Source organism: Methylocystis sp. (assembly GCF_050251305.1).
Lineage (GTDB): Bacteria > Pseudomonadota > Alphaproteobacteria > Rhizobiales > Beijerinckiaceae > Methylocystis.
Genome location: NZ_JBFWNB010000009.1, coordinates 1 through 25,906 on the forward strand (window position 1 = coordinate 1; position 25,906 = coordinate 25,906).

General features: G+C 61.1%; 26 protein-coding genes and 1 tRNA gene. 20 read left to right on the forward strand and 7 right to left on the reverse strand.

All coding sequences use genetic code 11. The features are described from left to right. A partial coding sequence (locus tag AB7F41_RS04805) for an efflux RND transporter permease subunit (protein WP_428383180.1) occupies positions 1-184 on the forward strand: 184 nt, incomplete at its 5' end. Between the two features lie 294 nt (positions 185-478). Further along, positions 479-1,300, forward strand: a complete 822-nt coding sequence (locus AB7F41_RS04810) for a copper chaperone PCu(A)C (RefSeq protein WP_428383182.1) — start codon at positions 479-481, stop codon at positions 1,298-1,300. 181 nt (positions 1,301-1,481) lie between these two features. On the opposite strand, the gene AB7F41_RS04815 is transcribed toward AB7F41_RS04810, so the two are convergent. Both AB7F41_RS04815 and AB7F41_RS04820 read right to left on the reverse strand, forming a co-directional pair. Further along, a complete protein-coding gene (locus tag AB7F41_RS04815) occupies positions 1,482-2,096 on the reverse strand; it encodes a L,D-transpeptidase (RefSeq protein ID WP_428383184.1) in 615 nt (204 codons plus the stop codon). Between the two features lie 208 nt (positions 2,097-2,304). Then, positions 2,305-2,643, reverse strand: a complete 339-nt coding sequence (locus AB7F41_RS04820; RefSeq protein ID WP_428383186.1) for a hypothetical protein — start codon at positions 2,641-2,643, stop codon at positions 2,305-2,307. 75 nt (positions 2,644-2,718) lie between these two features. On the opposite strand from AB7F41_RS04820, the gene AB7F41_RS04825 reads away from it, so the two are divergent. The 7 genes from AB7F41_RS04825 (at position 2,719) to AB7F41_RS04855 (ending at position 11,685) form a co-directional block, all read left to right on the forward strand. Continuing rightward, entirely contained in the window at positions 2,719-3,207 is a 489-nt protein-coding gene (locus tag AB7F41_RS04825) for a hypothetical protein (RefSeq protein WP_428383188.1), read from the forward strand. A 649-nt stretch (positions 3,208-3,856) separates the two neighbouring features. Further along, on the forward strand, positions 3,857-4,579 hold the full coding sequence (locus AB7F41_RS04830) for a hypothetical protein (RefSeq protein WP_428383190.1): 723 nt from the start codon (positions 3,857-3,859) through the stop codon (positions 4,577-4,579). A gap of 418 nt (positions 4,580-4,997) precedes the next feature. Next, positions 4,998-5,348 carry a hypothetical protein gene (locus tag AB7F41_RS04835; protein WP_428383191.1) on the forward strand — a complete coding sequence of 117 codons (351 nt, stop codon included), beginning with the start codon at positions 4,998-5,000 and terminating at the stop codon, positions 5,346-5,348. 380 nt (positions 5,349-5,728) lie between these two features. Then, a complete protein-coding gene (locus AB7F41_RS04840; protein WP_428383192.1) occupies positions 5,729-7,096 on the forward strand; it encodes a hypothetical protein in 1,368 nt (455 codons plus the stop codon). Between the two features lie 32 nt (positions 7,097-7,128). Next, positions 7,129-8,958, forward strand: coding sequence for a DUF6493 family protein (locus AB7F41_RS04845; RefSeq protein WP_428383276.1), 1,830 nt, complete (start codon positions 7,129-7,131; stop codon positions 8,956-8,958). A 351-nt stretch (positions 8,959-9,309) separates the two neighbouring features. After that, positions 9,310-10,047 carry a hypothetical protein gene (locus tag AB7F41_RS04850; protein WP_428383194.1) on the forward strand — a complete coding sequence of 246 codons (738 nt, stop codon included), beginning with the start codon at positions 9,310-9,312 and terminating at the stop codon, positions 10,045-10,047. A 357-nt stretch (positions 10,048-10,404) separates the two neighbouring features. Next, on the forward strand, positions 10,405-11,685 hold the full coding sequence (locus AB7F41_RS04855; RefSeq protein ID WP_428383195.1) for a tyrosine-type recombinase/integrase: 1,281 nt from the start codon (positions 10,405-10,407) through the stop codon (positions 11,683-11,685). An 80-nt stretch (positions 11,686-11,765) separates the two neighbouring features. Here the strand turns inward: AB7F41_RS04855 and AB7F41_RS04860 are convergent, their stop codons facing one another. Beyond that, the gene (locus tag AB7F41_RS04860) at positions 11,766-12,290 is read right to left on the reverse strand and encodes a hypothetical protein (RefSeq protein WP_428383197.1); all 525 of its coding nucleotides are present in this window, start codon (positions 12,288-12,290) and stop codon (positions 11,766-11,768) included. 59 nt (positions 12,291-12,349) lie between these two features. On the opposite strand from AB7F41_RS04860, the gene AB7F41_RS04865 reads away from it, so the two are divergent. The 11 genes from AB7F41_RS04865 to AB7F41_RS04915 all read left to right on the forward strand — a co-directional run bounded on the left by AB7F41_RS04865 (position 12,350) and on the right by AB7F41_RS04915 (position 23,849). Then, positions 12,350-13,177 (forward strand): hypothetical protein, encoded by an 828-nt coding sequence (locus AB7F41_RS04865; RefSeq protein ID WP_428383198.1) that lies wholly within the window; start codon positions 12,350-12,352, stop codon positions 13,175-13,177. Positions 13,178-13,586: 409 nt separating this feature from the next. Then, the gene (locus tag AB7F41_RS04870; RefSeq protein WP_428406451.1) at positions 13,587-16,592 is read left to right on the forward strand and encodes a hypothetical protein; all 3,006 of its coding nucleotides are present in this window, start codon (positions 13,587-13,589) and stop codon (positions 16,590-16,592) included. 563 nt (positions 16,593-17,155) lie between these two features. Then, a complete protein-coding gene (locus tag AB7F41_RS04875) occupies positions 17,156-17,659 on the forward strand; it encodes a hypothetical protein (protein WP_428383205.1) in 504 nt (167 codons plus the stop codon). Continuing rightward, positions 17,656-17,955, forward strand: coding sequence for a hypothetical protein (locus AB7F41_RS04880; protein ID WP_428383207.1), 300 nt, complete (start codon positions 17,656-17,658; stop codon positions 17,953-17,955). The genes AB7F41_RS04875 and AB7F41_RS04880 overlap by 4 nt, the downstream gene beginning before the upstream one ends. Beyond that, positions 17,955-19,460, forward strand: coding sequence for a hypothetical protein (locus AB7F41_RS04885; protein WP_428383209.1), 1,506 nt, complete (start codon positions 17,955-17,957; stop codon positions 19,458-19,460). Before AB7F41_RS04880 ends, AB7F41_RS04885 begins: the two co-directional genes overlap by 1 nt. Before the next feature lie 24 nt (positions 19,461-19,484). Then, positions 19,485-20,054 (forward strand): hypothetical protein, encoded by a 570-nt coding sequence (locus AB7F41_RS04890; RefSeq protein ID WP_428383211.1) that lies wholly within the window; start codon positions 19,485-19,487, stop codon positions 20,052-20,054. Positions 20,055-20,079: 25 nt separating this feature from the next. Further along, positions 20,080-20,745: a hypothetical protein gene (locus tag AB7F41_RS04895; RefSeq protein WP_428383212.1), complete on the forward strand. Its 666-nt coding sequence runs from the start codon at positions 20,080-20,082 to the stop codon at positions 20,743-20,745. A gap of 332 nt (positions 20,746-21,077) precedes the next feature. Beyond that, complete coding sequence (locus AB7F41_RS04900; protein ID WP_428383213.1) at positions 21,078-21,314, forward strand: hypothetical protein; 237 nt, start codon at positions 21,078-21,080, stop codon at positions 21,312-21,314. Continuing rightward, on the forward strand, positions 21,314-21,562 hold the full coding sequence (locus tag AB7F41_RS04905; RefSeq protein WP_428383214.1) for a spike base protein, RCAP_Rcc01079 family: 249 nt from the start codon (positions 21,314-21,316) through the stop codon (positions 21,560-21,562). Before AB7F41_RS04900 ends, AB7F41_RS04905 begins: the two co-directional genes overlap by 1 nt. A gap of 26 nt (positions 21,563-21,588) precedes the next feature. Next, a complete protein-coding gene (locus AB7F41_RS04910) occupies positions 21,589-21,951 on the forward strand; it encodes a hypothetical protein (protein WP_428383215.1) in 363 nt (120 codons plus the stop codon). A gap of 998 nt (positions 21,952-22,949) precedes the next feature. Next, the gene (locus AB7F41_RS04915; RefSeq protein WP_428383216.1) at positions 22,950-23,849 is read left to right on the forward strand and encodes a transglutaminase family protein; all 900 of its coding nucleotides are present in this window, start codon (positions 22,950-22,952) and stop codon (positions 23,847-23,849) included. Positions 23,850-24,061: 212 nt separating this feature from the next. On the opposite strand, the gene AB7F41_RS04920 is transcribed toward AB7F41_RS04915, so the two are convergent. From AB7F41_RS04920 to mce, 4 genes are all read right to left on the reverse strand, one after another. Further along, a complete protein-coding gene (locus AB7F41_RS04920; RefSeq protein ID WP_428383217.1) occupies positions 24,062-24,862 on the reverse strand; it encodes a hypothetical protein in 801 nt (266 codons plus the stop codon). Between the two features lie 152 nt (positions 24,863-25,014). After that, positions 25,015-25,090 (reverse strand) — tRNA-Lys (locus AB7F41_RS04925). Between the two features lie 144 nt (positions 25,091-25,234). Then, positions 25,235-25,471, reverse strand: a complete 237-nt coding sequence (locus AB7F41_RS04930; RefSeq protein WP_428383219.1) for a DUF1467 family protein — start codon at positions 25,469-25,471, stop codon at positions 25,235-25,237. Next, entirely contained in the window at positions 25,471-25,875 is a 405-nt protein-coding gene (mce, locus tag AB7F41_RS04935; RefSeq protein ID WP_428383221.1) for a methylmalonyl-CoA epimerase, read from the reverse strand. The genes AB7F41_RS04930 and mce overlap by 1 nt, the downstream gene beginning before the upstream one ends. Positions 25,876-25,906: the final 31 nt, after the last annotated feature.

Here is a 25,906-nt window from a genome sequence, read left to right on the forward strand (position 1 = left end):
GACCGGGATCGGCGCCGAACTGCGCCGACCGCTCGGCATCACCATCATCGGCGGCCTGCTGCTCAGCCAGGCGCTGACGCTCTACACGACGCCGGTGATCTATCTGCTGATGAGCAAGCTTCGGCGCGAAAAACCGGCCGGCTCCGCGCATGAGCGGGTCGCGGCGCCAAGAGGGCATGGCTGAGATGGCGACGCTCATTGTCTTCCGTATCCGCCTCGCCAATTGTTTGTGCGCGACTGCGGCAGACATTGTCTTCGGAGCTGATCAATGGCGCCTTTCGAACAAAGTCGCCACAGCTTCGGCTGAGAGTTTGTCATACGGCAGGAACGAGCAAGCGCTAAACGCTCGGCAGGACGCCACAAGCCTGACAGGCCTGCAATGCTTTGCTGGCCGCTGCAGCTGTGATGCACTAACATGACACGAAGTTGCGACCGCGCCGCTGTGTCGGCGGCGCCGTAGATGCGCGGAGAAGATAAGATGAGGATTAAAGGACGCGGTTATTTGTCGTGCGGCGCCGTGCTGGCCTTGATGATTGCGGCGCCTGTGACTGCGCATGAATATGAAATAGGACATCTGAAAGTCGAGCATCCCTGGGTTCGCACGCCGAGTCCCGGAGAAACGACCGCGAGTCTCTTCCTGGTCATTCACAACGACGGCGACACGCCCGACAAGCTTACGGGCGCGGCAAGCGCGAAGACGGGGCAGGCGATCGTCCATACTGCGCCTGAGCATATTGTCGTGCCTCACGGCGTCGTTATCCCGCCGCATAGCGAGGTCAAACTAGAGCCGGGCGGCCCCTATGTCGGACTGCGCGACGTCAAGAACATGAACCCCGTCGGCTGGGGATTTGAACTGCAACTGACCTTCGAAAAGGCCGGCGACCTCGCCATCGAGGCGGCGGTCGAAGCGCCGGACGCAACGCATGCGCACGACGCCGAGGCGGCGGAGCGTTGGGCAAAAACGCATCCGGGCGAGGGCGGCGGCGCGTCAAGCAGCGCGGAAACGCATCCTCACATGCATGAGGACGAAGCCCATCATCACATGCCCGACCATCATGATGGCGCGGACAAGGCGGCCAAGGGGGACAAGTCGACGGAGTCAGCGTCGGATCGGTATCAGGCCGAGCGCAACAGCATGGATCACAGCAAGCAGGACTTTGGAGTGCCAGGCGTCCCGCGCGCCGAGATGGCGGACGCGCATTCGAAAAGCGAGGCGCCGATCGATCGCTACCAGGCCGAGCGCAACAGCATGGACCACAGCAAGCAAGACTTTGGCGTTCCTGGAATTCCGCCAAAATGATCAGGATCCAAGCTGATGGGGATCTTGCGGAAGGCGCCGTCGAACGTTGGCTTTGGCGGCGCGTTCACGATTTTCATCGAGAACGCGCGGATTCCGTATCCGCGCGGAGATGATGTCGATCAAGGCGGTTGCGTCGACTGTGATGGGTCATTCGCGCGTGGCCTGCCGTCTCAATGATCGATCACGCGAGGACAATGACGCGCGTCCCGATCGCCGCGCGCGTATACAGATGCGCGATGTCCTGATTGATCATGCGGACGCATCCGGACGAAACATTGGTGCCGATCGTTTCGGGCTCGGTCGTGCCGTGAATGCGGTAGCCGAGATCGCGACCTTCTCCGAAGAGATACATCGAGCGAGCGCCGAGCGGGCTGCGCGGACCGCCGGGAACTCCCATCCCGCGCGGCGTGCGCTCTAACTGGGCGACGATTTCCGGAGTCCGCTCGACCATTTCGCGTGGCGGAATCCAATCGGGCCAGTGCCGCTTCATATTGATTTGCGCCTCGCCGGACCACAGAAAGCCTTCGCGACCGACGCCCACGCCATATCTCGTGGCGCGGCCAGTCGCTTCCACGAAATGAAGAACTTTCAACTGTGGATCGACGATGATCGTGCCGACGCGCTCGGGCCCATGATATTCGACGGTCTGGCGCAGGAATTGTGGATCGACCTGCCGATAGTCGAACGGGGCGATTCTGAACGGCTCGCCCGCATATTCCCCATAAACCGCCTGAAAATTCGGGCGCTCCAACGTGCGCGACAACGCCCGCTGCGGCGCAGCGGGTTTGCTTTCCATATCGCCAAAGGACCCCGGTCCCGAACATGCCGACAGGAGAGACGCGATCGCGCTGACGCCACCAGCGCCGAACGCACGACGGCTGAGCATTTGAGAAGCCCTCCGCAACCAAATTCGAATCAAGATCGCGCAGATTGGTTAATAATCAGCGCAGTGCGCGCCATCTATGCACGCCGCGCGCGCGAGACGCGCAGGACCGGGCGCGCGCTCAACCGCGATCGCGGCTCCTGGCGCTGCGTCTCGATCGCAGTTCGTCCAGCAAAGCCTGCATCCGGGCGGGCAATGGCGCTTTGACGATGCTGTCCTGCTTCAATCGCAGCCGCTCGCCAATCCTCGTCAATGCGGCGGCGAATTGCCGATCGGCCTCACGCGCGATCGCTTTTCGCCACGCCTTGTTTGGCATGACGCATCCTTTCCTAACGGGAGTGTAACGCGCCCGGGAGCGGATTTGTTCCAGAAATTGGCGTAAATATAAAGCGTTAGCAAAGGATTGAGCGGTTCGCTTGTGCGATGGCGGCGGCGGCGGGTTGACCTGCTTGGCGGCCATGCTCCAATCCATGAGCGTGTTCCGGCATGAGGGAATACGCTCCCGATAGGGTCGTTCCGCGCCAACGATGGGTTGATGATGGTTTTCTCGCGATCACTGACGGATACGCTCGAAATTGAACGGAATTTCCACCAAACGCGGATTGCTGCATGTGGAACTCTGCAAACGATTGGCGACAGCGTCTTCCACGAAATGGCTGTGTTGGACGCAAAAAGCGCGACCCTGTTGGAATTCATTTCCATTGTGATTGCGGCGCTGACGTTCTCTCTGGGCGTCGTGGATGGCGCCTCGCCCTATGCCGTTTACGTGAAAGCCGCGATATTCGTCTTCATCGGCGTTTTCGGCCTTGCGGCGTGGATCGATCTGCGATGCCTGTCCGCGATAAGCCCCACCATTAATCGGCAAGACAAAGATGAACTCGAGAAAACTCTGCTGATTGAAATCTGCAAGCGGCGAGGAAGGTACAATTTTTCGCTTGCCATTGCGAAAACCGCCTTCGTGCTCTTGATGTTCGCGGTCGTTGTCTGGAACCTGCTCATCGTGACGCGATTATTCGTCGACTGATCTCTCTGGCTTTGAATGTTCACGCGCCGGAGCGGCGGGCGGCCGGTTGGCCGTCCCGATTATCGTCACATTCAGGCTTGGCGATCGCCGCCGCCGACGCTTGCCCTGTTCCGACGCGCGCCTAAGTAAGCTTGTGCGCATCGTTCTCTATCTTTTCGCCGCCGCGCCATTCCGAACTGCTGATGGACGGCGGCGCCGATCCGGCTTCGTCTCAACCTAACGCTGGCGTGGCTCAGGAGGGCGAACCTATGACCAGGATCAAAGTCGCTGCGGTCGCTCCCTTGCTGTTCTGGATGGCGCTCGTAGCGCTCGCGGCTGTCGTCCATTTGACGGAATAAGCCTGCGGCAAGGAAGGAAGCGATTCGCTGGCGCCGTTGCGGCGGCGTCGGCGGCTGAATGGCGCGCCGTCGACGCGCAACAAGAGATTTGCAGGCTCTAATCTCATTTGCGGCCACGGGGGCATGCGCGACTCCAACCGACATCGGCTCTAAAACGCCTTGGTTGCCGAATAGTCTAGGCGGCCGTTGCGGCGCCGCGAATCGCCGGGCGCGGCGCTTGAGGGAGGCCAATCGACGGAACTTGGGATTTCGAAGTGGATCCGATCCGGTCTCAAATCGGAAAAGACATGAGCAGCAAGGAACTTAAGCCAATGAATAGGAAAAAACTCGTCGGCCTCGGCTTTCTTGCTCCACTTTCCCTGTCCCTTGGCGCCGCCGCCGTACATGCGAATGAGATCAATTCGCAACGCGATGACAAGATCCTCGCGTCGTTCGACATCGTCGAAACGAAGGTGGCGACGAAAGGCGGCTACGCCATTTTCGAGATGAAGGTGCGTGGCGACGCCGGCAAGTCGCGGCCTCAGGCGACGGGGAAGTTCCAGGGCTCAAGCGTCTACGCCTATGTCTGGCCGACGTCGCTCGACAGTTCGGATGTCGGCTTCGACAAGAAGCAGGGCATTGTCGCGCTTGCCCTCACCTATCATCCGGATTTCGACGACGCGGCCAAAGGCGCCAGGAATCGTGACCGTTGGCATCCACACTGGGTCGTGCTGACCGAAGACAAATCTTGCGGGGGCGGTCTCAAGGTGCGCGACATTCCGAAAGACGCGCATCCCAAATTGCCCAAGACCTGGCCCGGCGTGGCGATCCTGATCGACAGTCCCAGTTACCTGACGGCGATCTCCGGCGGCACGGTCAAAGTGCGAGTTCCGCTCAAGAAGATTGGCGCCCTGAAGTCCGCGTCATTCGATGGCATGACGGCGGGGCTGCGGGTCAACGCCAACCTTGCGGCGCCGCTTCTCTGCGTCGCCAATGTATTCAAGAGGACCTCCGGCGATCTTAGTCTTTCCGGCAAGGTTGGGCCGTCCAAGTAAGGGCGCCTCCTCTCCGCGCGAACAAGCACGGCCAGCGCTGACCGGGCGACGAGGCTGGGCATCTGACAGCTTGCACAGTTTGTTCGATCGACCTCGCGCCATCGCTGCGAGCGGGGCTCGTCCGAGTGCGTCAACGGCGGAGCGATTTTCTTTTCAGCCTGGTTTTGACGCCGGCGCGTCAACTTTCTGTTTGCTCTGTTTGACTCATTTTGCGTGACCGCCCGATTCATGGGTCGCGCGGCCATAACGCGGCCAATTGTTCTGACGATATTCGACAAGTCTAAACGAGCGACAATCGGAGGCGTCAATGAATGCGCTAGATTTTGAACAGGCGGCGGACGAACCCATCCGTGAAAACGATGCTTCGACGCATCAGCCTGCCCGTGAGAGCGATGGAGTCGTCGCGGCGCTCGATCTTGTGTCGGAAACGGCGGGAGCGATCAAAGCATTCGAGGAGCAGGCGGCCCATGCGCTAATGCGCGCCCAAGAGGTCGCCGACGCGGTTAAAGAAGAATTGGGTCGCGCTGAGCTGCGGGCCGAGCGCGCAGAGACAATGCTGCGCCTGGCCGAGTCTCAAGCCGAACAAATGTCCGCGACCCTTGAGCAGGCGCATGAGGAGCTTCAATCGCTGCGATCTCAACTCGCGTCCAAGACAGCTGAGCTAACCGCGTCGGAACGGCGCGCAGACGACGCTGAGACCGCGATCGAGCAAATCCTGGATGTCGTCCGGGCGCAGCTTCCAGGCAAGTTGAACATTCCGTCAGAGTAAGCGCGGGCCGATCTAGGCTCCGCTTCCGCCATGAGCGGCCTTGCGATCGACTGCGCCGCGGCCTTCGTTTCGCGCGAGGTCGCGAACGACGAAGCTCGGGATCAAAGCTTTCCCCCGCCTGGGGATGTCGCCGCGTCATTTCGGAAACAGAAACACGACGCTTTCTCGCGCGCCAAACCCATGCGCAGCGGAATCGGGGCTCGCGGCTGCGTCTTCAAATTATGGGGTTTCTTCAGAGCGTCCACGGCGCGAGGGTTTCCCTTCGACGCGGGTTCTGCATTCCGGCGTTTCCGAAGTGACGCCTGCGGTGCTAAATGTTCCGCGATAGCGTTCTCGCGCGAATTGTTTCTCGCCTGCGTTCAACGTCGAGGTTTTGAGAAGTGCAGCCGCACGAAGCGAATAGCTTTCAGCAAGAGTATCGCTACGCCTTCGCGTCCCATGTGGTCGAAGGCGCGACGCCAGCGCTCGCGCTCGCGGCGACCAACCGGACGTCAAAGGAAGAGCTTTTTTTCTCGGGCGCGCTCTCCCGGGCCGATCTCGCCGCGGCGCTCCTTCTCGCGACCTCGGAGGTCGCGCTGCAACGCTACTTTACGCCAAAGGGCGAAGTCGTCCGCAGATTACGGGGCGCGGACCCGGTCGTTTCCGCGGGTGGCGGCAGGCTGCGGTTCGAGGCCTTTTCGAGATGCTGCGGCGTTTATGCGCGCGCCGATTTTCTTCCCGGGATGCTGGCCCCCGAAGTCTTCGTCAAGGGGGTGACCAATGTCGACTTCAACCCCGACACCCGCGCCGCGCTGGCCGGAATGCGGGCGGGCGAAGCGATGGCCCTGCGGGTCTCGCCCGACGCGGTCGAGATTTCTTCCTCCCGCGAAACCGCGGTCGAACGCAAGGTTGTGCTGCCGCTGCGATGGCTGAAAGGCTTTGCCGAAGTGCAGGCGCTGGCGACGCGCCTCGAAATGGCGATGACGCTCGACGGATCGCAGGCGCGTCGCTTTCTGTCGTCCCTGCCGAATGCGGTCGGCGCCAGGGATCACGTCTGGCTGTCGCCGGCGCCGGGCGGTCCGCGTCTTTCCCAGCGCGCCGGCGACGGGGCGGTCGCCTCCGCTGGGCTTGGCCGGTTATCGGCGATGAAGCCGTTGGCGCGCTTCGCCCGCGGCCTGCGGATCTATGCCGGCGCGTTCGGAACCAGCGCTTTCGAGCTCGATTTCGATGTCGCGCGTTTCCTGGTCGTGCTGAGCGCCACGCCTGCGCGGGGCTTTTCCGGCGAAGGACAGCTTCTTGCCGCTCTCGCCAGCGGCGGCGGCGAGGCGACCATGGACAGGATCGCCAAGGCGCTTTCTGACGAGGACGACGTCTCTCTCGACGCTCTGGCGCAACACGCGCGCCTGCCGGCGACGGACGTCGTGACGACCTTGTCCCTGCTCGCAGCGCAAGGCGTCGCCGGGTATGACCCGCGCGAACGCCGTTTCTTTCACCGCGAGCTGCCCTTTGATCGCAGCTCGATCGAGTCGCTGCATCCGCGGCTGCGCGATGCGCGAAAGTTGGTCGAGGTCGGCGCCGTCTCGACTGACGTCTCCAGCGGAACGAACGTCACGGCGCGTGTTACAGGCGGCGATGTGGAACATCGCACGCGCCTCGATGGCGCCGAATTCCACTGCACCTGCGCCTGGCACTCCCGCACTCTCGGCGAGTCCGGCCCCTGCAAACATGTGCTAGCGACGCTTCTGGCGACGAAGCGGAATGTCGCGTGAGCGCGGAGCTGGAGAAGGAACTGGCGCAAGTTATGCGCTGGCGTCTCGGCGGCGTTTCCGACGAGGTCGTTCGGTTCCTTCGCGGACGTTCCGAAGCTGAGAGGCGCGCGCTCGCACCCTTTGTCGCTCGCTGTCACAGGGAAGCGACGAGGCGAAACAGACAAGGCGGCAAACGGGAATATTCAGATTGGGACACATCGCTTGCCATGGTGGCGACGGCGACCCTGTCCGAGTTGGAGAAGCTTCGCTCTCTCATAGTGTGTCACTACGCCTGCCGAGTGCTGATGCACCGGAATCCTCCGTGGCTGGCGGAGGCTTTTGACCTGTTCCTTCGACGCGCGCATGAATGGAGCATCGCCGATGTCGTTTACTGCATGGGCGAGCTCGTCGCATCGGGGCGTGTTCCCGAGCCGACAAACGCGCGGTACACGATCGGCGTCGCCTATGTCTGCTGTGGATATCAGGACTATCTCGACGTCGGCGTTCATGCGCGAAGCCGCTATGACAAGAGCTGGCCGATCGTCGAGGAAATTCGCAGGAACATCGACAGCGTCGAGGCCGCCATCTGGCGGCAATTCGAGGTTGAAGGCGACGACGACGTCAGCCTGTCGATTTGTCAGACGCTGACTGAACATGAACATGGGGGCTGGGCCGGCGCGCTCAAAGCCGCCGCGAACGAAGGGCTGCTCGATCGTCAGCGCCTGCTCGATGCGAGCCTCGAAGCGTTAGCGCGCGGCTTCGCGCCGCACCGCGCCCGCTGGCACTATCGGTTCCATGAACTGATGGAGCCGACGCGGCTTGAACGCGTGGCGCGCGCCGGTCTTTATTTCGATCTGCTCGCCAGCCCCGTGGGGCCGATCGCCAGTTTCGCGATTGCGGCGCTGACGATTGTCGGAAAGAGGAGGCTGCTCGAGCCCGAAAGGGTCGTCGATCGTGTCGAGCCGGCGCTGTTTTCGTCGACCGGCGCGACCGTCAAGAGCGGGATGCGTCTGCTCGCCAACGCCGTCGACATGCGCCCCGATATGGCCTCGCGCGCTCTCCGGCTTTTTGCCGTGGTTCTCGAGCACAAGTCGACCGAACTCCAGGAGACCGCTTTCAACCATATCGAAAAGCTTGCGGACGCTATCGATGACGAGGGCAGAGCGGCGATCGAGGAGCGCCTCCACGTCGTGTTGCCGGCGTTGAAGTCTCGCGCGGACGCGCTTCTTTACCGGGGCCATGCGCCCGTGAGGACGGCGGCTCCTCGCGATTCCGGAGACGATTTGGCGCAGTTGCGCGCCCGCGCCGAAGCGCTCCCGCCCGACCTGCGCCGGCTTGCCGGCGTCGACGCAGCGATCGCCGAGATGGAGTCTCACGCGTTTGACATCGCGGCGGCGCCGTTCAACGGCATGGACATCCCACGGCTCGACCCGTCCGCCCGACATGTTCCGATCAATTGCTTCGAGGCCTTCATCGATGAAGCGCTCGTCGCCATCGAGCATCCCGACGATATCGAGCGGGTCGAACGGGTTCTTGCCGCTGCCTTGCGGTTCTCAGCAAATCGTCCGGCCAATGCCGAACGGCTTCTGTCACCGCTGGGGAAGGCGCTGGCGCGACGGAGATCGAGTCTTTCCAACCGGCCCGAATGGGGGACGCCGCTGGGAGCCCTTCGGATCGTCCTCACCGCTTGTCTGGGCGAGGAGACGCACGGCTTCGTCCACACGCAGGATCCTTCGCGGGCCATGTGGCTGCGCGCCCACGCGGCGGCGGAATTCATTCGGAAGGGGGAGAGCGCGACGCAATTGTCCGAACCGACGCATCGCGGCTTCTGGATCGACCCCGTCGTCGCGGTCGAGCGCAGCCTAGCCGCTCAGGCGCCTTGAGCGCCGCGCGCGCTCGGGGTTGCGGACAAGATCCTCACGCTGCTGCGCCTTGCGCCGGACCGCCTCGAGGAGGCTCGGCGCGCCGCCGGCGAGATTAGGGATGAATGGGGCGTCGCGTTGCGCCACGCGCTCGGTGGCGCAGAGGAGGGCGTGAGGATCGACGAGGCGCTTGCGAGCGCGGCGCGCGGCGCGCGGGTGAAATTGACCGACGGCGCGCGCGGCTCTTGCGCATCTCTGTCGGGAGTTTCTGGAGCGGGACAATTTGCGGATGTCGTGGCAACCGAGGCCGTTAGCCCTTGGGCCGGACATGAACTTCGGCGCGAAGGGCAATCCCTCACATCGCGCGATCTGGTGCAACCTGATCGCGTCTGGCCGCTCGAGGAATTCTCCGACGCTTTTCTTCACGGCAATTGGGTGCGGGCGCTGTGGCCGCAACATCCGGACCTCGTGTTTGTCGCCGGGACCCGCGGGAAGTGCTTCGACAGCGAACCTGGCGTATGCGCGATCCCGGAGGGCTTCTCGCTTCTTCTCGATTCCGACGTTCCCTCCAGTCCCGACGCCCTGCGGCTTCTCGCTCTTGCGCTTGACGGGGCGCATAAGCCGACCGCACGCGCCGGCGTCGATGCGCTCATCGTGATGATCGAAGATGGGCGGCTCGACGGCGAGTCGCTCGGCGCGGTCATGCATCACTTCTTGGGGCTGAGTTACGTGGTCGCGAAGCGCTGGGCGCCGCATCTGCGCGACGTCGCCGACTCGTCGCCGGTCGCCGCGTTCGTCGTTCGTCGCGCCTTGGAGCGCGCGCTCGCTGCGCCTGCGCCGGAGCCGCCGGTCCGGGAGATCTTCTCCTGGATCGACCTGCTGCGGGAGCTCTGCGCCAGGACCGGCGCTCCGGTGAGCGATCCTCGAACGCGGCGCGGCCTCGAACAACATGGCGGCCACGGCAAGGCGGCCAAATCGGCCCGGGCGCTGTTGGCGTTCTCACGCGGGAAGGAGCCGCCGCTGCCGTTTCACGTGGCGCTCGAACATGCCTTGGAGCGCCGCATCGCGCGGGCAGAAAGATGGCTCGGTCGGCGTAGAGGGAGCATGTAGCGTCTTGAACGGAATCGCCAGGTCCGACAAATTTGTCCGCTGACTGAGCCAAATCGGCAATTCTGCTTACAAAGCGATTGCCAGCCAATAGCTCTACCGAGCGCCACATGCTCGGTGCAGCTCATAGACCATTGTTTTCCTTGGTGAGCGCGCTGGGGCTCGAACCCAGGACCCCCTGATTAAAAGTCGGTCAGCAAGCCCCGAGATGGCGCGACAGCGCCCGACAGCCGATCGTCAATAACACCCGCAAAACCCTTGCGTTTCTCCAAAATGTGACGACATTGGAGGACAGGGCGCGACAGCGGCAGACAGCCGCAAACGCCCACCTTGTCCGCCCACCTTTTGGAGCCGCCGACTATGGGAAAGCCTCTTTCCGTCAAAGCCGTCCTGGCGCTGAAACCACGCGCCGCCGCGTATGAAGTCCGAGACCCGGCGCTGACCGGCGCCTATATCGTCGTGAGCCAGAGCGGCTCACTTAGTTATGTGCTGCGCTACCGCTTCAACGGCTCCAAGAAAAAACTGACTGTCGGCAGGTTCGATCCGGCCAGCGGACTCGCCGACGTGCGCGCGAAGGCGCATGCGGCGCTTGCCGACCTCGCCAAGGCGCGCCGCGACCCATCCGCCATCGATCCTGCCGGCGCCAAAACGCAGGCCCGCAGAGAGGCGCGAGAGGCCGAGCGGGCGGCGAAGGTTGAAGCCAACCACGCCCATCAAGATGAAGTCGGGCACGTCGTCGAGCTGTTCGCCAAGCGCCATCTTGCCGGGCTTCGGACCGGCGAGGACGTGCGGCGCGTTCTTGAGCGGGAAGTCGTCGCCAGATGGAAGGGCCGGCGGCTCGGCGAAGTCTCCCGCGCCGATCTTCATGAGCTGCTGGATACGGTCGCCGACCGAGCGCCCGTGCAAGCCGCTCGCCTCAAGGCTTATTTGTCAAAGCTGTTCAAATGGGCGCGCTCGCGCGGACTTGTCGAGCACAATCCGGTCGAGGAAATCGACCGTCCAAACGTTGAAGTCGTCCGCGATCGTGTTCTCGACGACTCCGAACTGCGCCTGGTCTGGCGCGCCGCCGACCGGCTTGGATTTCCGTTCGGACCGATCACACAATTGCTGATCTTGAGCGGACAGCGGCTTGGCGAAGTCGCCGGCATGCGATGGTCCGAGATCGATCTGGACAAGGCGGTCTGGCGGCTGCCGGCGGACCGCGTCAAGAACGCCCGCGCGCATGAAGTTCCACTGACTGCGCAGATGCTGGCGATTCTCGAAAGCCTTCCGCGCGTCGCCGACCATGACATCGTTTTCACGACGACCGGCTCAACGCCGCCGTCGGGCTTCAGCCGCTTCAAACGCAATCTGGATCAGACGCTCGCCGCGCTGAATGACGGCAAGCCGCTGGAGCCGTGGCGCCTGCATGATCTTCGCCGGTCCGTCGCTTCCGGCATGGCGTCGCTGGGAGTCAATTTGCCGGTCATCGAAAAGATTCTGAATCATGTCTCAGGCAGTTTCGGCGGAATCGTCGGCGTCTATCAAAAACATTCGTTCGCCGAGGAAAAGCGCGAAGCGCTCAATCGATGGAACGCGCACGTTGAAAGAATCATTAGCGGCGCAAACGAAGACAAAGTCGTCGCGCTTCACAAGCGCTGATCCAAAACTTTCAAACAAAAATCTCGATAGATTTTGTAACGAAAAAATTCAAGAATAATGATCATTCGATGCACAACTAATCAAACAAAACGCAACCACAGTTGACAAAAAAGAGAATAAATAAATCGTATAATTGCTTCTAAGCCTGACCTATACTTAAAACTAATCTTGACATCGATGTCGCGACGACTATCTGTGGCGGTAGTGGAGCGCCACCCGCCGCCTTTGCGCGGCATCGAATCGGAAAAAAATAAGTGGTCGAGAAACTGTTGCCGTTCCGCACATTCGCGCGGGAACGGCTCGGACGCGCGCCGCGCACCTTGGAGCGCTGGTATGAAGCCGGCGCGGCTGGACTCCCAAAGCTCATCCGAGTTGGCGCCCACAAATTTGTCAGTGAAAGCGAAGCAGACGCGTTCGTGCGCGCCGTGATCCGGAAGGGGACGCTGCCCGGCCAGGACGGCTTCGCTCTGCGTGGCGCCGCTGCGCGCGCCGCTGAGCGCCAGGAACTCACAAAAGCAAAACCTGCGGACCCGACGCCGCCGGCGCGAACGCGGCGACAGGTGAAGCGCCGGGGCTGAGACGATCGTTGCGGCGAGCGCGCGCAACTGCGCGCGTGTTCGGCGGAGCGATCGGTATGCGACGCTTCAACGTGAAAGGAAATGAAATGACGTCATATGCGCCAGACCTGCTTCGGCAAATCATGCGCGCCTACATCCGCAACGACAACGACGACCCGGCGATGAAGCAGTGGCGGCAGGAAAACCCGGACGTGCTGCCTGAAGACGACGAAGGGTTTCTGCCGGTCGCGCTCGCAACTCTCGGCGAGTTTGGATATCGGCGTGAGCTTCTTCCTTTCGTCGCCATGCTGGACGACTTCGCCGACGCTACAGAAAAGCGGGATGATTACCCCCACGGCGTCGACGCGCTTCGGACCGCGATCCGCAAGTTCGAGCATTGGCTGCAAGCGGACGTCGGGCGTCCAAGCGACGAGATTCGCGATTTGCTCAAGCTCCTGTGGGGTCCGGGCAACAAGCTGCTGTTCGATGGCGATGCGAATGATCAGTTCTTCGCTTGCCTGGATCCGAGCTTCGAGGGCGTCGAGTTCAGCCGCTTCATTCTGGTCGGACCTTTTGCGCCGCCCTTCGGATTAAGCGACGCTGAGCGTGAGAAATGGCGGCGAGCGAATCTCGACCGGATCGAAGGCGCCGACTTCGTCTTCGCGCGTCTCGGCGGCTTCGATCAGCTTTGCGATTTCCGCGATCTTGACGGCGATGCGCAGCGCGTCGCGAGCGAGATCATGCGTGCGGGTGAACTCGGCATTCCTGTTTTTGCGTGCGAGCACAATCTGAAAGTAAGCGATCGTAGGCTCTTCTGCATGCTTGATCGGTTTATGACGAGTTGGCGCCCAACGGCGACTATCGGCGGCGGCTTTGATGAGGCGATCACAACGTGGCGGAATCGAAAGGCGCCGAACCAAAAACGCGCGGCGTGAGGGAAAAGCCCTGAACGCTCTGCCCCGAAGTTCCCCTGATTGCTCTTGATTTCTCTGATGTTCCTGGAATGCTCGGATGGTCCCGGATTGCTCAACGCAACCACCGGCGGCGCGTGGATAACGCCCGCCACGTTGGGACATTCGCCAGATGGCACATTCGCAAAAGAAAAACGGCGCGCCCGGTCAGACGCGCCGCCAGATATCACCACAAACCACACCCAATACATACGATATAAACGGCGGCGAATCAAACGTAGTGCACGCAAACGGCGCGACGCGACCGTCGATCCCGGCGATCGAATTCACAGTCGTCGCAAAAGCGGGCGGTCGTGTTTCGAAATCTTACACGCTTGGTCCTGACGGCAAGCCTGTCGCCGACGCTTCAGCATGCAGCATTGCGGCGGGACGTATGCGCCGCGTTCATATTCGCAGCCTTGACGACCTGCGCACCGGACTTAACAAGCTCAAGTCAAATGAGGCGCTCATCCTTGGCAAGATGGACGCGTCGCTTGGCGCGAAGGCGCCGTTCGTCAAAAAGGACTGGTTGGCTTCCTTCCTAGAGTCAGTGCCTGGTTGCGTGACGCGCACGAAAGCGAATCTCAAACACGCGGACGGCGAGCCCGGACTCATGTATTTCGATCACGACCGCAAGGGCGCCGACCCTGCCGTCATCGCCCGCATGGAGGAGCTTGGCGGATTCGAAGCGGCGCTGGCGAAGCTCGACCCGCAACTCGCGCACGTCGGATTCGCGACGCGCCAATCGACCTCGTCAGGACTCTTTAATAGCGAGACAGGCGAGGAATTTCCCGGCAGCGGCGGTCTTCATGTCTACTCGACCATCACGAATGCCGCCGATCTCAAGACCTATCTCAAAGCGCTCGTGGAGCGCGGTTGGCTCCACGGATTGAGCTACTTCACGATCGGCAACGCCGGGCAAGTGCTGGAGCGGTCGATTATCGATGTTTCTGTCAGCTCGGCGGAGCGGATCATTTTCGAAGCGCCGCCAGAATTGGCCCCGCCGCTGAAACAGTTCAAGCGCGAAATGACAGTGCGCCCCGGCGGGATGATCGACGCCAAACTGTTGCCGGACCTGACCGCAGCCGAGAAAGCCGAGATCGACCGTCGCAAGCGCGAGGCGCGGGCGGCGCTCGGCAAGCCGCTCAAGGAAGCGCGAGAGAAGGCGGTCACAAAGCGCGTGGCGGCGATCGTCGCGCGTGACCCAAAGATCGCGCCGGAACGGGCTCGCCGCGCCGCTGAGAGGCAATGTGAGGGCGTGCTGCTCCCAAGCGCCATGCTGCACTTCGCCGACCCGGAGTTGGGCGAAGCGACGGTCGCCGACGTGCTGCGCGATCCCGACCGATATATCGAACAGCCGATGGCGGACCCGCTTGAAGGACCGGACTACGGCGACACGACGGCGATGTTGTTCCGCAAGGACAGCGGCGAATTGTGGATTTTCAGCTTCGCGCATGGGCGGACAGATTATCGCATCGTCGCCGACAGCGGCTTCATCGCCGAGTCGATGGCGACGATTGAAAAAGAGCGGTTGGCGAAATGGTTCGTCGAAGTCGCCGCTGACGCGGAAATGTCGAGCGTCGAGGAAAGCGATCTTATCGCGGAAGCGGACAAGATGCTCGGCGGCGGCAAAAAGCGAGCGCTTGTCGCCGACCTGAAGACCGAGCGCGAAAGTCGGAATAAGGCTCAACGTGAAGCGAAGAGTCAGGCGTTTACCGCGACCATCAAACGAGCGATGTTCACGCTGCTCCCTGACGACGCCGCGACAGCGCCGATCTTGGCGGAGATCGACGACGTGCTATGCGCCATCGACTCGCCCGAACCGCCAATGCGCGACGTTGCCGGCGTCCCGGTCGACGTCGAGGAGCGTGCGCCCTTTGGCGACTTGCATGTGTTGACCAGCGCCGGAGCGAACGCCGAGGAGGATGAAGCGTCACGTATGGAGCCGCCGCCGCAAGTAACGCTTGTGAGACAGGATTTCTATAGCGGCGAGCTGGCGCTCCAGCGCTACATTGCCTTCCTGAAAACCGATGAAGAAGGCAAGGTGTTGTATGAGGCGAAGCCGCAAGAGCATGTTGTGCGGCATCATCTGAAATATCGCGACTCGAAAATGCCGCGCGTCAAGGGCGTGCAAACGTTGCCGCTGGTTTTGCCGAACGGCGTAGCGATTTCGCGCAATGGGTTGCATCGCGATTACGGGCTGATCATGCGTTGCGATCCGAAGCTTCTCGACATGCTGCCGGAACGCGCGGCGTGCGATGAAGACGCAGTCGCTGCGGCGATGCGATTCCTGCTTGATGATTGGCTTTGCGACGTGGCGGGCGATCACGCGGCGAAGTGCGTGGCGCTCGCTTATGCGCTCAGCGTTATCGAACGGATGATATTTGGCGAGCGCCCCATGTTCATGGTGACGTCGTCGCAAGCGTCGAGCGGCAAGACGACGTTGCTCTACATGTTGGTGCTTGCGGTATTGGGAATAAAGCCGCCCGCCGCCGCGTGGGCGATGAGCGAGGAGGAGCGGCGCAAGGCGCTTTTCTCATATCTGCTGCAAGGACTTCCCACGCTCGTTTGGGATAACATCCCGAACAGCGGCAAAGTGCAGAGCGCTTCGCTCGACCGCGCCGCGACGACAGCGGAATATACGGACCGAATGCTCGGAGCCAGCTCTTCGCCGGTCGCGCCAGCGCACACGATCATGTGCTTTACGGGCAACAATATCGAAGCGGTGGGCGACACAGCGAGTCGCACGCTGGAAGTGCGATTGCTTGTGCCGCGCTCCGATCCGTGCAACCGTAAGGTCCGGCGCAAAGACCCGGTCGAATGGACGCGCCGGCATCGCTCCAACATTCTCGCGGCGCTCTACACGGTAGTGCTCGGCAATCCGCTGCTCGATATTCCATGGACGATTGAATCAGGGAAGTCGACGGAGCAGGTATCGGACGGGCGCTTCAAAATGTGGCATCGCATGGTCGGCGCTGCTCTTGAGCACGGTTCGCGCATATACGCCGACCGCGTTGGCCTTCCTGCCGGCGAGACGCCGTTGTCGTTCGCTGTGCTGTTCGACAAGGCGGATGAAGAAAACGCCGAGCGTATCGACGCGCTTCGAGACATTCGCCTGTTGCGAACGCAGTGGGGCGATGGGGAAGAGTTCACCGCCAGCGACGTCGTGTTTTGGGCGAAGGGATTGCCGCTGGAGAATCGTGAAGCGACGGACTTCAAAGAGCGGTTGCAAAATGCGCGTGGCGAAATCACCGCTCAACGCGTCGGCGAAGTTCTTAGTGGTTTGCGGGATCGACCACTGTCGCTGGAATGCGGGGAAGTGCTGATATTGCATCGTCGTTTGATACTCGGCGTTCAGCGATATTCCGTTGAACGTCGAATCTTGGATGATGGAATTTGATTATAGCCGAGCTAGCGGCTCTGGTGGACCGGTGGGGCTGGTGGACCCTGTTTCAGCGCTCGCTTCCGGGAGCAGATACTTAAACGCCGACAGCCCGTTTAAATAAAGGTTCTAGGAAGCGAGCGCTGAAACAAGCCCCACCAGCCCCACCGGTCCACCAGAGCGAGAACTTAAGAGTGTGAAGCCGATCGACCCAACAAATCGCTACACCCTTTCACGTCCGCATCGCATCCGCTTTCACGTCCACACACCGCGCGTCACGTCCGAAGCGCACGTCACGTCGACGATCAATGAGCGCGAATAGACAAGCTTTCCCGACTTTTTCTTCACGCCCTTCATCATCCAGCGCCGACCGCTCTCAAAAGCCCCGACCTTCACAGGCCCTGACACGCCCAAATCAGCCGAGCGCCCGATAGCTTATCGGCAGCTCTCGCTTTGAAAGCCCGATAATCATCAAGGACTTGACGTATCCACCAATCAGCGCCACGTTCAGAAGTGGGCGGGGAAGGTGTCCGTTTGCCGTAAACTTAACCGCAAATAGCCGCCTGGAGACGCCGGGGATCATGCTTCAAACCGCCGAAGGTCCGCACAAGAAACGCAAGGCGATTGCAAAACGACCGATCAATAATCGGTCGCGCGTGACGACCGGGCGATCTCTGTTCGTCGTGGGCGACGCTCGCGGCGCTTTCGGGCGACGATTTAAGGACCTTGTCTTTCTGCATTGCGAAGACTTAGGCGGCGTCGACACGCTTTCAGAATTCCAGCTCAGCCTTGTCCGTCGTGTCGCAACGCTCGAAGTCGAGCTTGAGCGTATGGAGTCCGAACTCGCGGAAGGCGGGGCTATCGATCTCGACGTTTACGCACGCTGCGCCTCACACCTCCGCCGCATTGTCGAAACGCTTGGGCTTCGCCGCGTCGCCAGAGACGTAAGCGAGACAATTGAGGAAATCGCTGAGCGCTACCGGCGAGAAGAGGCGGAAAGAGCCGCAGAGGCGCAGAAACCGCTCGAACCTGCTCCCGCGTTTCTGCCCGATGATGGCGCCATCGCCGAGGAGCCATCGGAATGAGCGATCAGGATCTCGCCATTGCCGGCCAGGACGCCACGATCGCGCATTGGAGCGCCGACGACGACATAGCGCGCGCAGTCGCTGTGTACGCACACGCGCGTCATGAGGCGGACCAGGCGCATGCCCGCTGCGTCAACACAACGAAGATCCTCGGTCCACGGATCTGGCGCGAAGGGCATCCGCTCGACCGTGAGAAACTGCGTCAGCGTCGAGTCTGGCGATATCGCACTCGCGTGTGTTTCCAGCATCTGACGCAGGCGCTTCGTGATTGGCGCCCGACCGGGGGAGGCCACTGATGCGTCCGATCGTGCCCATGCGCCGTGCGCTTGCCGATCCGAACCTGTTTGGCAACATCCTGCCCGGCGAGTCATGGGCGCCCTGGCGCGTCCTGCTCATCGCAAGCCAAGGCGAGCGGCTGACCGGCGCAGAGCGCGCGATCTTCCAGGAATTGACCGGACGTAATCGCGAACCCCACGAACGCGTCGACGAGCTATGGTGCGTCATAGGTCGACGAGGCGGAAAGACTCGCGCGGTCGCCGTGCTCGCCGCCTATCTCGCAGCGCTTACCGATTTTAGCGACATTCTCGCGCCAGGCGAAGTCGCAAGCCTGCCGATCCTGAGCAACACGATGGACCAGGCGCAGAAGTGTCTCCAATATCTTCGCGGAATCTTCACAACCGTCTCGGCGTTTAAACGCCTGGTCGTGAATCAGACGGCCGACTCGATCACGCTGTCCAGGCGTGTCACTATCAGCGTGACCCCCGCAAATTTCCGTTCGATTCGCGGCGGCACCGCGATTGCGATCATCGCTGACGAGGTCGCGACGTGGCGTTCCGAAAGTCTCGCGAATCCGGACGTCGAAGTCCTCGCCGCCGCACGACCATCCTTAGCGACGACCGGCGGTCCGCTGATCTGCATTTCCAGTCCGTACGCCCGGAAAGGCGTGCTGTGGGAGGCGTATAAGAAGCACCACGGTCCTGACGGCGATTCGAAAATCATTGTCGCGCAGGCGCCGTCAAAGCGTATGAATTCGACGCTTAAGGATTCATGGATTAAGCGACAGTTCGATCAAGACCCCTTCCGCGCGGCTGCCGAATATGACGCGCAGTTTAGATCCGATCTGGAAAGCTATGTCTCGCAGGAAGCGGTCATGGCGTGCGTATCGCCGGATTGCTTCGAGCGACCTTACATCGGCAATGCGCGTTACGTCGCCTTCGTCGACGCCGCTGGCGGCTCCGGGCAGGACGCCATGACGATGGCGGTTGCGCATATGGAGCGCGAGACTGCCGTCCTTGATCTCCTCAGAGAAGTGAGGCCGCCCTTCAGCCCTACAGCCGTCGTCGGACAGTTCGTCGAAACGCTCGCCGCCTACAAGATCAAAGCAGTCACTGGCGATCGGTTTGCCGGCGAGTTCGCGCGCGAACAATTCAAACTGCGCGGCATTCGCTATGACGTCTCCGAGCGCAACAAATCGGAAATCTACGTCGAACTCCTACCGCGCATAAACACCGGCACGATCGACCTGCTCGACAACGCGCGCATGATTGCGCAGCTCTGCAATCTCGAACGTCGAACAGGCCGTGGCACAGGCAAGGACGTCATCGATCATCCGCGAGATCAGCATGACGACGTCATCAACGCCGCCGCAGGAGCGCTTGTTCTCGCTGCGAAGAAGCGAGCCGGATTCCATCCAACGCAGAGGATGATCGAAATGGCCTCTGCGCCCGCGCCGTATCGGCGTCGACGTCTCGGCGATCCAGTCGACGATCGGCCGAGGCGCTTCGGCATCCCGGTCGTTTAAAATCAAAAAGAAGGGAACAAGATCATGCAAGTCCAAAACCGAAAAACCATAAACGCTCATCGCGCGTTGTCTCAATACATCCGCCCTCGACTCATCGACAACGCACGCGCCGACTTTACGAAGCTATTTCATGGTCTCGATGACACAAACATCGGCGATCACATTGAACAGCTCATTGGCGGCGTCATTCGAACAACTGCCGGCAATCTTGCTTACGATGCGTCCCCGACGGAACTGCGCGACAAGTTGAAGAAAGTCGTCGACGAACCTGACGGGACAGCAAAGAGCGAAGAGCCGCAAGTCGACGAGAACATCGTCGCCCACGTTTTGAAACTGCTTGAAGCGCGATTGACGATGCAGGAGCTGCTTGCCGTGAAGAGAATCTTGATGAGCCCACCTAAGCGTCAAAGTTACGATCCGGGAAACCAATTGAGCGAAGACGCAGCGCAAGTCGCATACGATGCGAGATTCCCATCTGCCGCACGTATCAAGATCGAGCCGACATGTCGGCCCGAGCCGCAGCGCGAAACGCAATCCTCGCCAAGCGATTACGCCAAGCGTTGGCCGAACGCGATGCGCATCGGTCAGGCGTAAGATCGAGAAAATGACTAGCGCCCAAATGACTACTACATCAAACGAACGCCAACGTCTGCGTGACGCCATCGCCGCGCAGGCAAACGCGCGACAGTCTCTCGACGAAGCGACACGCGCTCTCGCCAATGCGCAAAGCAAATGGCAGGCCTCAAATCAGCGCGCCGGATTGATCATACGCGAAATCGAGGAGATTGAAGCCGAACCGGACACTGCGGCAGACGCGTTAATCGCCGGGCTGGCGAATGGCGCTGATCTCGCCACGCTCGACAGGCCGAAGGCCCGTATTGACGAACTGCGCGCACAGCTCAACGAAGCCGAGGAACAAAGCGCACGTTGGCGTCAGACCATCAAGCTCGCCGAGACGACAATCGCCGATCGCAGACAGGCGGTCGAACTTGCCGGTCACTATGTCGACGGCGCGGCGCGTGGCGTCGTCGCCGTTGAAGCCGATATCGACGGGCTGATGCGAGAGGCGGAAGCGGCGCGCGCGAACATCCTCGACGTTCAGGCGAAATTGGCGGCGCTCGCCAGTTCAATGGATCACTCAGCCGAGAAGCGTCGGACGATCGACAACTATTTGGTCGATTCATGGCTGCGCGACAGTCCATGGCGCGATCGTCCAGCGGGTCAGCCGATCCGAGACGCATTCACTCGGCTCAAGAGCGACGCCGATGCGTCGTTGAAGATTTGAAAGGCTTCTCTCGGGAACAGGCGCATGGCCGAGAGACGCGTCGTCGCTTGAGGACTGTCGGCGGCGACGCCCACGAAGCCCGCTCCGGGTTGTGAACGCTAGGCACAACTCGGGGCGGGCGACAGATTTGATGAGCTTCGCGTGGTTGTGGCTTCTCCATCCGACCGCGCGAATCGTCCGACCGTCCTTTTGGGTCTTGGGAGGAAGGTCGGACACAACGCGCGAAACGTTTTTGGTTGGCGTTTCGAGCAATAGGTCGGGACCGGTTGCGGAGTGTGCTTTCGTCCTTTTGTCCACTCGCGCGCCGGCCCCGACCAATGAGGAAACATGGAATGAGCGCATCGTATGAAGCGCCGATTCGCATTCGCGAGCTTGTCGACGAAGGGCTGCACTTGCCGACGTGGGGCCGCTTCAATGGCGCGGAACTGATCTATGCGCTCTGCGTGCTGCCATCTGGTCAGGCGCGCGTATGGCACAGAGAACCGCTAGAAAGCGCCGAACTGTTCAGCGCCAGAATCTGTCGGGACATTATCGAAAGCGTGCGCGGCAGATGCGAGGCGCTGGTCTGATGTTGCCCGACGACTTTCGCCTGATTGCGCCGGCGCAGCGATATGTTCCTGTCACGAAGAGCGACGTCGCAGGCCTGCCAGACGGACCGTGCAAGTCGCTGCTTGTCGGCCAAGCCGGAACGGCGAATCTAGTTCAGACGGACGGAACGCTGCGAGAGAACGTGCCGTTGCCCGCAGGCGTTGTGCAACTCGTCACGCGCGGCGTGAGGCTCGGCGGCACGGCATCCGACATCTGGGCGCTTTATTGAGCGCGTAACGGAGTTCGGAACATATCATGTCGAAGTGGACGCCATGCCCGAACTGCGCGACTCTAGCGCCGGCGCCAGACATTGACCATCCGAAAGCGGTGGTTTGTCGACTTTTGCATGCCGATGCAGGCTTCAAGTGCGAAAGAGTCCTTTCTGTACATCGGGAGGACTTGATCCAACCAAACGACGTGCGCGCCAGAAGCGAGCCGCTGCAAAGCGCGCATGACAAGATTGCGCTTCACCATGCCGGTTCCGTAAGGTTCGGCGTCAAGGCGATCGAGTCCAAGCAACCCAAAGGAGCGGCGCGCCGAAGTGATCACGGCCAAAGCACAGCCATCGGCCATATCGGCGAGGGAAGGCCGCCGTTCTGCCGCTCAGGCGACCACTGAGCGCGTTATCGCTGCGGCGACGTCAGAACAGCTTGAGGCAATCACGGAACGGCTCCTGAGCCTTCGCCATAGCTGCCAGGATGGCGAAGCGCCCCCGCGAGGAGCAGGCGGCGAGGAAGGCGCTCGCCCTGGCGGAGCGCCGGCAGGCGGCCATGCGCAATAATTCGGGGGCGAATTCCTGTTTTGCGCAATTCCGAAGCTCCACGCCCTGACGATCAAGTGCTTCGCTGACAGCGTCTAAGAACCGCGAAATGCGCAGCTACGCCCCGCGCCGTCAAACAGCCGCCCGACTTACAAAAGCGCCCCGCCATTGCTTCCACGGTCGGGGCGTATTTTTTTGCGCTTGGTCATGGCAACAGCCAGTCAACAAGGCCATATTTCGGGGCATGCCTGAGCACTGTGTCGCCGAAGACTTCGAAATCGATCCTGTCTTTGCTCACGTCGGGCGGCGCGCCCTAATTGTGAACGCCCGAGAGGTCTTCTTTGTTGGCAACCCTTCGCGGCATTGAAATCGGCAGAAATGACTCATGAGAAAATACAATATCACGTTGGCGCGCATCGAGACAGCCGATCCAAATTCAGCGGACGGCGAAGTTCGATTAACCTTTCAGATCGATCGATCGCCGCTAAGTTTTCGAGTCCCGGTCCTACTATACATGAGGGACTTCGACGACACCGAGATGGTTGAAGCCGCACGGGATGCACTGCACAGCATATTCGCCGAACTCACAGACCAAACAGAAAATTGGAGGTTGACGGCAAAAGACCTCCAAAAGCTATCAAACATAAGCTTGCGGCCAAAACCGAAAAAATAGACCTGCCTAAGATCAGCTCCGCTTCACCGCGACCGTATTAGATCGGGGGCCGGGAGCCGACCGTCTTGGGGTCGGCGCTGGATCAATCTCCATCGCCGTCGTGCAGATGGAGGCGGAACAAATTTCAAAAAGATTTAAACTGAGGCACATCAGCACGATCGCTGTGCCGCACCGGAGAGAGCCATGGTGACGTTAAGAATCCGCCACAGGACGACTTATCGCTACGGCAAATCCGTCGCGCCGCGTCCGCATCGCCTTATGCTTCGGCCGCGGGAGAGCCATGAACTCCGTCTGCTGTCAATGGAGCTGACCATCGAGCCGCGTGCGGTCGTGACCTGGGCGCAGGATGTTGCAGGCAACATGGTGGCGACCGCCACTTTCCAGACAATGGCCAACAGCCTAATCATCTATAGCGTCGCCGAACTCGAGCTAGATGCCGTCGAATGGCCAGTCTTCGATATCGCCGCGTCTGCGATCTTCTATCCCTTTCGATACAGCGAGGATGAGGGGACAGACCTCGGAGCTCTGACCGCTCCGCAACATCCCGATCCGACGGGACGATTGCGGGAATGGGCCCAAGCCTTCGTCCGCAGCGAGCCGACCGACACACTTTCGCTTCTGAAGGACGTCAATGCCGGAGTCCTAGCATGGGTCTCCTATCAAGGTCGCGATGAGGAGGGAACGCAATCGCCCGCACACACATTGGAACGCGGATGGGGTTCCTGCCGCGACATGGCAGTCCTATTCGTCGAAGCGGTCCGGACCCTTGGATTCGGGGCGAGGATTGTGTCGGGCTATCTTCACAATCCAGCCGGAGACATAGCGGGGTCTGAGGGCGCAGGAACAACCCATGCCTGGGCGGAAGTCTATGTTTCGGGCGCGGGCTGGATAACCTTTGATCCAACGAACCGTAGCATGGGTGGCGCCAATCTGATCCCTGTCGCGGTCGGAAGGGACATCCGGCAGGTTATGCCCATAGCGGGGAGTTTCGTTGGGATGAGCGACGCCTTCGAGGGGATGTCGGTGGAGGTTTGCGTCGGCCCGACGATCCGTCAATCAGAACAGAAGCCGCTGTTGCCGTGAGTGCTGCGCGCCATAGGTTAACTGACCTCTATCCTGGTCGTCGGCGCGATGTTTTGTAGCGAGGCGCCAGGTTGCGCGGCTGGCCGATCAGATCGGCGAGGCGCTGGAGCTCTTCCCAGGACAGATGCTGCGTGAAGCGTCCGCACATGAGCTAATAATCTAGTGGGAGCGACGAGCGCGATGAGCCAATCTAATTTAAGCGTCTCTACGTTTTACAAGACCCGACGCAATTGCGCCAAGCGTGAGTGCCGCAACCCAGCCGAAGATTTCTTCAAACCATACAGCTCGTCGAACCCAGTGGCTAAATGAGAAGAAATCGCCAGCCGTGATTGGTGTCCAGTTCGTTGCTTGTCCGATATGTACCACGGGCAATATGAGGTCGAGCGAATAAGCCCATGCGCTGAATCAATCACGATTGCGCGTCGAAGCAGAACATATCCGCCGATATCCGCCGCGTCGCAGTTAAGAGCCGTTTCAAGAGGATTCTCGAACTGGCCTCCGTCGCAGTCGAGATCACCATTGATTTTTGCGCCTAGAAAGCGAGCCTCCCCAGTAACATGCACTTGGCGCAGATGCAGATTTCCTTCGAGCGTAAGTCTATCGCCAACGATGCGTGAAATAGCAGAGCCATTGAAGCCTATGGACGGACCTCTTGTGTCGACCAAATTTATCGCTGCATCAAATCGGCAATTCGTCAACCAGAGACAGCTTGGCAGGCTACACGCTTGGAAATCGAGCGTCGGAGAAGTCCCTTCGTCGTGTATAGCTCCTACAAAAGCACCCTTAAGATGAATGCCCTTTTCATGCACTGGTGTGCCGCTATCACCACCAAGTGCTAGGAAACGAATTAGGGCTGGACGAATCGTATTTCGCCGTGTTGGCCTCGCGGGAGGGGTTGTGCCGAGCACGCATTCCCGACCACGCGCGGCGCAAGCAATCAGCTTTTTTTCCGCCCACGAGAGCCGCTCTAAGTCTGTCCGCTCACGTCCGTGCGCGCGTCTGAATTTGGTCATCTTCGCCGTCGCTCAGAAGTTCAACTTCGAATTAAGGACGTATCAATCCGTTTTCGGAAAAATAACGTGCGCCCGCCCACCTCAACGCCCACCTTCTTAAAAGCGCGCTTGCGCGCTCGGCGGCGAATTTGTTCCTAACTATCTGATTCCCTTGGTGAGCGCGCTGGGGCTCGAACCCAGGACCCCCTGATTAAAAGTCAGGTGCTCTACCGACTGAGCTACGCGCTCGCTCCAGGGACGGCGGCGGCGCCGCCGAAGTCGACTGAGCGGGTCGGTCCGTTCGGCCGCGCGGGTCGTTTGTCCCGCGTTTTGCGATCAACTACCGGCGGGCGGCGGGCCGGTCAACCCCCGGGCGGCGCGGCCGCGCCGACCTCACCCCGTCACTTTGGCGAAAAGAACCACGAGGCCGAAAACGACGGCGGAGACCACCGTCGTGATGCCCGCCTTTTTCAGGAGATCGGGCGAGGCGGGGGCGCCCGGGTCGGCGCCCTCGGGAAGGTCTTCTTCGGCCTCTTCGGCGGAACGGACGCCGAGCGGCAGCACGGCGAACAGCACAATCCACCAGATCGTCAAGTAGATCGCCGCCGCCAGCGGCAGGGAAAAGGGCATCAGGCCTGCTCGAGCTCGATCAGGGCGCCGCAGAAGTCCTTCGGGTGCAGGAACAGCACCGGCTTGCCATGCGCGCCGATTCGCGGCTCGCCGTCGCCCAGCACGCGCGCGCCAGAGGCCTTGAGCTGTTCGCGCGCCTCGAGAATGTCTTCGACCTCGTAACAGATGTGGTGAATGCCGCCGGCCGGATTTTTCGCGACGAAGCCTGCGATCGGCGAATTGTCCCCGTATGGCTCGAGAAGTTCGATCTTGGTGTTCGGCAATTCGACGAAAACGACCGTAACCCCGTGCTCCGCCACGCGTTCCGGCGCCGAAACCTTCGCCCCGAGAGCGTCGCGATAGATGGCGGAAGCCTTTTCGACGCTATCGACCGCGATAGCGACATGGTTCAAACGGCCGATCATGTTCACCTTCCGGAAGAATGCTGTCCAGCGC

What these genes read in the sequence shown, in the direction of transcription:
- AB7F41_RS04815 (WP_428383184.1), bottom strand. Translation starts at nt 2,096, where the DNA reads ATGGAAAGCAAACCCGCTGCGCCGCAGCGGGCGTTGTCGCGCACGTTG.
- AB7F41_RS04900 (WP_428383213.1), top strand. Translation starts at nt 21,078, where the DNA reads ATGAGCGCATCGTATGAAGCGCCGATTCGCATTCGCGAGCTTGTCGAC.
- AB7F41_RS04845 (WP_428383276.1), top strand. Translation starts at nt 7,129, where the DNA reads ATGCGCTGGCGTCTCGGCGGCGTTTCCGACGAGGTCGTTCGGTTCCTT.
- AB7F41_RS04890 (WP_428383211.1), top strand. Translation starts at nt 19,485, where the DNA reads ATGCAAGTCCAAAACCGAAAAACCATAAACGCTCATCGCGCGTTGTCT.
- AB7F41_RS04885 (WP_428383209.1), top strand. Translation starts at nt 17,955, where the DNA reads ATGCGTCCGATCGTGCCCATGCGCCGTGCGCTTGCCGATCCGAACCTG.
- AB7F41_RS04810 (WP_428383182.1), top strand. Translation starts at nt 479, where the DNA reads ATGAGGATTAAAGGACGCGGTTATTTGTCGTGCGGCGCCGTGCTGGCC.
- AB7F41_RS04915 (WP_428383216.1), top strand. Translation starts at nt 22,950, where the DNA reads ATGGTGACGTTAAGAATCCGCCACAGGACGACTTATCGCTACGGCAAA.
- AB7F41_RS04895 (WP_428383212.1), top strand. Translation starts at nt 20,080, where the DNA reads ATGACTACTACATCAAACGAACGCCAACGTCTGCGTGACGCCATCGCC.
- AB7F41_RS04865 (WP_428383198.1), top strand. Translation starts at nt 12,350, where the DNA reads ATGACGTCATATGCGCCAGACCTGCTTCGGCAAATCATGCGCGCCTAC.
- AB7F41_RS04880 (WP_428383207.1), top strand. Translation starts at nt 17,656, where the DNA reads ATGAGCGATCAGGATCTCGCCATTGCCGGCCAGGACGCCACGATCGCG.
- mce (WP_428383221.1), bottom strand. Translation starts at nt 25,875, where the DNA reads ATGATCGGCCGTTTGAACCATGTCGCTATCGCGGTCGATAGCGTCGAA.
- AB7F41_RS04920 (WP_428383217.1), bottom strand. Translation starts at nt 24,862, where the DNA reads ATGACCAAATTCAGACGCGCGCACGGACGTGAGCGGACAGACTTAGAG.
- AB7F41_RS04825 (WP_428383188.1), top strand. Translation starts at nt 2,719, where the DNA reads ATGATGGTTTTCTCGCGATCACTGACGGATACGCTCGAAATTGAACGG.
- AB7F41_RS04855 (WP_428383195.1), top strand. Translation starts at nt 10,405, where the DNA reads ATGGGAAAGCCTCTTTCCGTCAAAGCCGTCCTGGCGCTGAAACCACGC.
- AB7F41_RS04830 (WP_428383190.1), top strand. Translation starts at nt 3,857, where the DNA reads ATGAATAGGAAAAAACTCGTCGGCCTCGGCTTTCTTGCTCCACTTTCC.
- AB7F41_RS04905 (WP_428383214.1), top strand. Translation starts at nt 21,314, where the DNA reads ATGTTGCCCGACGACTTTCGCCTGATTGCGCCGGCGCAGCGATATGTT.
- AB7F41_RS04875 (WP_428383205.1), top strand. Translation starts at nt 17,156, where the DNA reads ATGCTTCAAACCGCCGAAGGTCCGCACAAGAAACGCAAGGCGATTGCA.
- AB7F41_RS04820 (WP_428383186.1), bottom strand. Translation starts at nt 2,643, where the DNA reads ATGGCCGCCAAGCAGGTCAACCCGCCGCCGCCGCCATCGCACAAGCGA.
- AB7F41_RS04910 (WP_428383215.1), top strand. Translation starts at nt 21,589, where the DNA reads ATGTCGAAGTGGACGCCATGCCCGAACTGCGCGACTCTAGCGCCGGCG.
- AB7F41_RS04930 (WP_428383219.1), bottom strand. Translation starts at nt 25,471, where the DNA reads ATGCCCTTTTCCCTGCCGCTGGCGGCGGCGATCTACTTGACGATCTGG.
- AB7F41_RS04870 (WP_428406451.1), top strand. Translation starts at nt 13,587, where the DNA reads ATGCGCCGCGTTCATATTCGCAGCCTTGACGACCTGCGCACCGGACTT.